Consider the following 5,730-nt stretch of genomic DNA (forward strand, 5'->3'; position numbering starts at 1 on the left):
TTTGACCTTGCCCAAAGGGCAAGCCGCAGGATCGTTCCTGACGAGATGATGAGGAGCGCGAGCATGGAGTTGCTGACCATCGGGACGGTCGCGCGCCCGCAGGACCCCGCCGCCCAGCACCACCTCCGCCGGCGTCTCCAGCAGGCCGAGGCGGCGCAGGCACACCTCGGCCATGACCACCACCTCTTCGGCCTGCCGCTCCACCAGCCCCACGGCCACCGCGTCGCCCGCCGCGGCGGCGGCGAACACCCCCGGGGCCAGCTCGTGCAGCCGCGCCCCGTCCACCCGGCCGAAGTGCAGCCCAAGGACCAGCTCCTCGACCGTGGCCGCCCCGGACCACTCCTTCACCACGTCCGCCAGCGCCGTGGCGGGACCGCGGCCGTCCTCCGCGCGGACGGCGTGCCACAGCGCCTCCTCGGCCAGGCCCCCGCCGCCGCCCCAGTCGCCGCTGATCCTGCCGAGCGCGGGGAAGCGGGCCACCTCGCCGGCGGGGGAGACGCCGACCGCGTTGATGCCGGCGCCGCACACCACCGCCACGCCCCACGGAGCCGACGCGCCGGCCCGCAGCAGCGCGAACGTGTCGTTGCGGACGACGACGTCCGGCCCGAGCCCCCGGGCGGCGAGCTCCCGGGCCAGCGTCTCCTCCTCGACCGGCAGGTCGGCGTTGGCCAGGTAGGCCGCCACGTGGTCGAACCGGCCGCCGCCGCTCTCGTCCGGCGGCAGAGTGGCCAGCGCCTCCCGAACGGCCCGCTCGATCTCGCCGACCGCGGCCGCCACCCCCGCGCTGTGCGGCGTGAACGGCCCCGAGCGCGCCGTCACCAGCACCTCGCCGTCCTCCGCGACCACCGCCACGTCCGTCTTGCTGTTGCCGCCGTCCACGGCGAGCAGGAGCCTGCGGCGGGTCACCGCCCCACCGTCCACGGCAGGTGGGGGCGGCCGGCCTCCAGCAGCAGCCGGGTCAGCTCCTCGGCGACCGCGTCCTGACCGACCAGCGGGTGGGCGAGCAGGGCGTCGCGCACCCGGTCCGCCCCGCCGTGCAGCGCCGCCTCCAGCGCCAGCGTCTCGTACGCCGACACGTGCGCGATCAGCCCCGCGTACAGCGGCTCCACGGGCCGCACCGGCAGCGGCACGGCGCCGGCGGCGGTGACGGACGCGGGCACCTCGACGACCGCCTCGTCGGGCAGGAAGGGCAGCGTGCGCCCGTTGCGCACGTTGACGACCTGGGGAGGGGAGTCGTCCCGGCCGCCGAGGAGCGCGGCCAGCAGGTCCACGGCCGCCTCCGAGTAGAAGGCGCCGCCCCGCCGCTCCAGCTCCGCGGGCTTGACGACCACCGACGGGTCGGCGTACAGCTCCAGCAGGCGGGCCTCGACGGCGGCGACCTCGGCGGCGCGCGGCGGCGCGGTCCGCTGCTCCTCCACCACCTCGTCGTGCGCGTAGTAGTAGCGCAGGTAGTACGACGGCACCGCGCCGAGGCGCCGGATCAGCTCCGGACGCAGGCCGGCCCCTTCGGCGAGCTCCTTCGCGTGCCCCTCGACGAGCGACGGCAGCACGTCGGCCCCGTCGAGGTGGACGGCGCGCAGCCAGGTGAGGTGGTTGAGCCCGACGTGGTCGAGCGTGAGCCGCGAGGGCGCCACCCCGAGCGCCGCCGCGAGGCGCCGCTGCAGGCCGATGGCCACGTTGCACAGGCCGATCGCGCGGTGCCCCGCGTCGAGCAGCGCCCGGGTGACGATGCCGACGGGGTTGGTGAAGTCCACGATCCACGCCTCAGGCGCGTGCTCGCGTACCTTCTCCGCGATGTCCAGCACGACCGGGACCGTGCGCAGCGCCTTGGCCAGGCCGCCCGCGCCGGTCGTCTCCTGCCCGACGCAGCCGCACCGCAGCGGCAGCGTCTCGTCCACCTCGCGGGCGGCCTGCCCGCCGACCCGGAGCTGGAACAGCACGGCGCTCGCCCCGGCCACGCCCTCCTCGACCGACGAGCCGGCCGCCACCCGCGCCGGGTGCCCGGCGTGCGCGAGCATGCGCCGCGCCATCCCGGCCACCAGGCCGAGGCGCCGCTCATCGGGGTCGATGAGCGCGATCTCGGTGAGGGGCAGCACGTCGCGCAGCCGCGCGAACCCGTCGATCAGCTCCGGCGTGTACGTCGAGCCGCCCCCGACCACGGCGAGTTTCAACCCTTGACTCCCGTCAGCGTCACGCCCTCGATGAAGACCCTCTGGGCGAAGAAGAACACGATGATGATGGGGGCCGTCACCAGCAGGGTGGCGGCCATGGTGAGGTTCCACTGCACGCTGTGGAACGCCTTGAAGGTGGCCAGCCCCAGCGACAGCGTCCAGCCCTCCTGCTGGACCCCCGCGTACAGCAGCGGCCCGTAGTAGTCGTTCCAGCAGTAGAAGAACTGGAACAGCGCGACGGCGGCGACGGCCGGACGGGCCATCGGCAGGATCACTCTGACCAGCGTGCGCAGGTCGGAGCAGCCGTCCACCTTGGCCGCGTCGGTGTACTCGCGCGGGATCGTCACCAGGAACTGGCGCAGCAGGAAGACGGAGAAGGCGTCGCCGAGCAGCATCGGCAGGATGAGCGGCCACAGCGTGTCCGTCAGCCCGAGCCGGGCCCACACCAGGTAGAGCGGCACCGCGACGACCTGCGGCGGCAGCATCATGGTGGCGACCACGAGCAGGAACGCCGCCCGCCGTCCCCGGAAGCGGAAGCGGGCCAGGGCGTACGCCACCGGCACGGACGACAGGACCGTGAACAGCGTGCCCAGGCCGGCGTACAGCAGCGTGTTGACCGTCCAGCGCAGCAGCTGCGACTTGGCGAACACGACCGCGAAGTTGTCCCAGTTCCACGACCGGGGCCACAGGTCGCTGGTCAGCGCCTGCTCGTCGGTCATGAGGGCGGTCAGCGCCAGGAACACCACGGGCGCCAGGAACATCAGCGCCAGCACGATCGCCAGCGCGTGCTGGGCGATCCACAGCAGCATCCGCCTGCGACGCGCCCCGTTCCCGGCCTTGCGGGAACGCGGCGCGGCGGCGGGGCGGGCCGGGGCGGTGACGGTGGCGCTCACGCCGCCCCCTCGGAACGGCGGAACTGCCACAGCAGGACCAGCGTGAACACCATCGACGTGGCGAACAGGACCAGAGCCAGCACGCAGGCGTATCCCATCTGATAGTCGCGGAAACCGGCCTGGAACAGCCACTGCGGCAGCGTGAGCAGCGACTCGTCGGGATAGCCGGGCGTGAACGAGGTGCCCGGCGAGTCGGTCGCGCCCGACGCCACCCGGGAGGCGATCATCGCCTGCGCGAAGTACTGCACGGCGTAGATGACGCCCGTCACCGCCGAGAACATCAGGACCGGCGCGATCGACGGCAGCGTCACGCTGCGGAACTGCCGCCACGGGCCGGCCCCGTCGATCGCGGCCGCCTCGTACAGGTGCCGGGGCACGTCCAGCAGCGCCGCCATGAAGATGACCGCGATCTGGCCGCAGCTCCACACCGACAGCAGCGTGAGGCTCGGCTTGGACCACGCCGGGTCGCCGAACCAGTCGGGCCCGGTGACGCCGAACAGGGCGAGGAACTGGTTCCACGGTCCCGTCGAGGGGTTCATGAGGAACACGAACGTGATCGTCCCGGCGGCCACCGGCACCAGCGACGGCAGGTAGAAGATCGTCCGGAACAGCCCGACCCCGGCCTTGAGCCGGACCACGAGCTGCGCCAGCCCCAGCGAGAACAGGGTCTGGACGGGCACCATCACGGCCACCAGCCACAGCGTGTTCTTCGCCGAGGTCACCACCCGCGGGTCGCGCAGCAGGTACCGGTAGTTGTCCAGCCCCGCCCACTCCAGCGTGAACAGGTCGTAGTGGTGGAAGGAGAAGTACACCGTGGCCAGCAGCGGGTAGACGAAGAAGATCGACACGCCGGCCAGCCACGGCGACAGCCACACGAGGGCGCGCAGGCCCTCGCGGCGCCGCCACCGCGACGGCGCGGCGAGGGAGCCGAGGGTGGCCACGGTCAGCTCCCCGACAGCTTCAGCTTGTCGTCGATCAGCTTGTCCACGGACTTCAGGCCCGCGTCGAGGTCGGGCACCGCGCCCTTCTCCCATCTGGTGAGGAACGTGGACAACGCCTCCTGGTTGAAGACGCTGTTGACGGCAGCCGGCAGCGTGGAGGTTCTCGGGTGGGCGAAGATGTCGAGGAACGTCTGGAAGTTGGCGTCCTTGGCGAGCTTCGGCGACTCCATCGCGGCCTTGGTCGTCGGCACGTTGCGCAGCGCGTTGGACAGCGTCACCAGCGAGTCGGTGTCGGTCGTGAGGTACTTGACCAGCTCCCACGCGTGCTGCGGGTTCCTGGCGCCCTTCGGCACGCCGATCACGGTGCCGGCGGTGAAGCCGCTGCCGTACAGTTCGGGCCTGGCGTCGGCGACCGGCAGCGGGGCCGTGCCGTAGTCCATGCTCTTGGCCTTGGAGTCGCCCGCGATCATGGCGTTGCGCCACTCCCCGTCGAGGACCATGGCGACCTTGCCGGTGAAGAACGGGTGCTCGGCCCCCCACTCGTCGCCCAGGCCCTTGCGGAACTTCTCCAGCTTGTCGTAGCCGTACCAGTCGACGAGGTCCTTCTGCCAGCGCAGCAGCTCCTTCCACGCCGGGTCGGAGCCGATGGCCGAGGTGCCGTCGTCGTTGTACCACTTCGCGCCCACCATCGGGGCCAGGTGGCTGGGGGAGTTCTCGTAGTACTGGAAGCTCGGGATGAAGCCGGCCACCTTGATGTCGCCCTTGGCGTCGCGCACCGTCAGCTTCTTGGTCAGCGCCGTCAGCTCCGACAGCGTCCTGGGCGGCGGGCTGCCCTTCATCAGCGCCTTGTTGTAGTAGAGGCCGTACGCGTCGGCCAGCAGCGGCATCGTGCAGCGCTTGCCGGCGTACTCGGTGTAGGTCCGCGCCACCTGCGGCAGCACACCGAGGTCGATGCCGTCCTGCGCGATGACGGGGGTGAGGTCCTGGAACGATCCCGACCTGCACCACTGGGCGACGTTGTCGGTGGTGAAGGAGGCCGCCACGTCGGGGGCCTTGCCGCCCCGGACGGCCTGCGTGATCTGGTCGTCCTGGACGCCCTTGACGGCCTTGACGGTGATCTGGGGGAACTTCTCGTTGAATCCGGCGATGGCGTCCTCGAACGCCTTCACCTCGGCGGGAGTGGAGAATCCGTGCCACAGTTCGAGGGTGGCCGCCGGGAGGGAGGGCGCGGCCGAGCCGGAGGGCGCGGGGCGGGCGCCGAGCGACGGGGCCGCCTCCTTGCCCGCGGTGCAGGCGGTCAGCGCCAGGGCCATGAACCCGGCGACCGCGAGGGGGACGAAGCGCACGGGGGGTGCCTCCTGATCATGGTGGGACGGGGGAGTTCATGCCGGAGTCGTGGCGGCCCGCACGTTGTCCGGCGTGAAGCCGAAGACGTCGGCGCGGGCCAGGTCGAGGGCGAGGTCGAGGGCTCCGGCCAGGACCGGGTTGCCCTCGACGGAGGACAGCCGCAGCCGCGGCCGGGGGATGGTGAGGGCGTGCAGTTCGTGCTCGACCAGCTCGCGCAGGGGCTCGCCGCCGGCCAGCACCATGCCGCCGGTCAGCACGACCAGCCCGGGGTCGATGACGGAGGTGATCGCGGCCAGGCCCACCGCGAGGCGGGCGGCGATGTCGCGCAGCCCGGCCCGGGCGTTCTCGGCCCGCCGCGTGTCGCCGGCGCCCTCCGCG

At 72.5% G+C, this 5,730-nt stretch carries 5 protein-coding genes and 1 pseudogene; all 6 read right to left on the reverse strand.

Annotated elements, in window-relative coordinates:
• The coding region (locus AB0H81_RS43560; RefSeq protein ID WP_358388011.1) for a BadF/BadG/BcrA/BcrD ATPase family protein at window positions 1-906 on the reverse strand (906 nt) is incomplete at its 3' end.
• On the reverse strand, window positions 903-2,171 hold the full coding sequence (locus AB0H81_RS43565; RefSeq protein ID WP_358388013.1) for a 6-phospho-beta-glucosidase: 1,269 nt from the start codon (window positions 2,169-2,171) through the stop codon (window positions 903-905). The genes AB0H81_RS43560 and AB0H81_RS43565, both read right to left, overlap by 4 nt.
• Window positions 2,168-3,064, reverse strand: coding sequence for a carbohydrate ABC transporter permease (locus AB0H81_RS43570; protein ID WP_358388016.1), 897 nt, complete (start codon window positions 3,062-3,064; stop codon window positions 2,168-2,170). Before AB0H81_RS43570 ends, AB0H81_RS43565 begins: the two co-directional genes overlap by 4 nt.
• Window positions 3,061-4,005 carry a sugar ABC transporter permease gene (locus tag AB0H81_RS43575; protein WP_358388019.1) on the reverse strand — a complete coding sequence of 315 codons (945 nt, stop codon included), beginning with the start codon at window positions 4,003-4,005 and terminating at the stop codon, window positions 3,061-3,063. The genes AB0H81_RS43570 and AB0H81_RS43575 overlap by 4 nt, the downstream gene beginning before the upstream one ends.
• A gap of 2 nt (window positions 4,006-4,007) precedes the next feature.
• The gene (locus tag AB0H81_RS43580; RefSeq protein ID WP_358388022.1) at window positions 4,008-5,351 is read right to left on the reverse strand and encodes an extracellular solute-binding protein; all 1,344 of its coding nucleotides are present in this window, start codon (window positions 5,349-5,351) and stop codon (window positions 4,008-4,010) included.
• A gap of 36 nt (window positions 5,352-5,387) precedes the next feature.
• Window positions 5,388-5,730, reverse strand: a pseudogene (locus AB0H81_RS43585) (hypothetical protein); the annotation flags it as partial.

Origin of the sequence: Nonomuraea sp. NPDC050691 (assembly GCF_040654455.1) — a bacterium.
Classification (GTDB): Bacteria; Actinomycetota; Actinomycetes; order Streptosporangiales; family Streptosporangiaceae; genus Nonomuraea.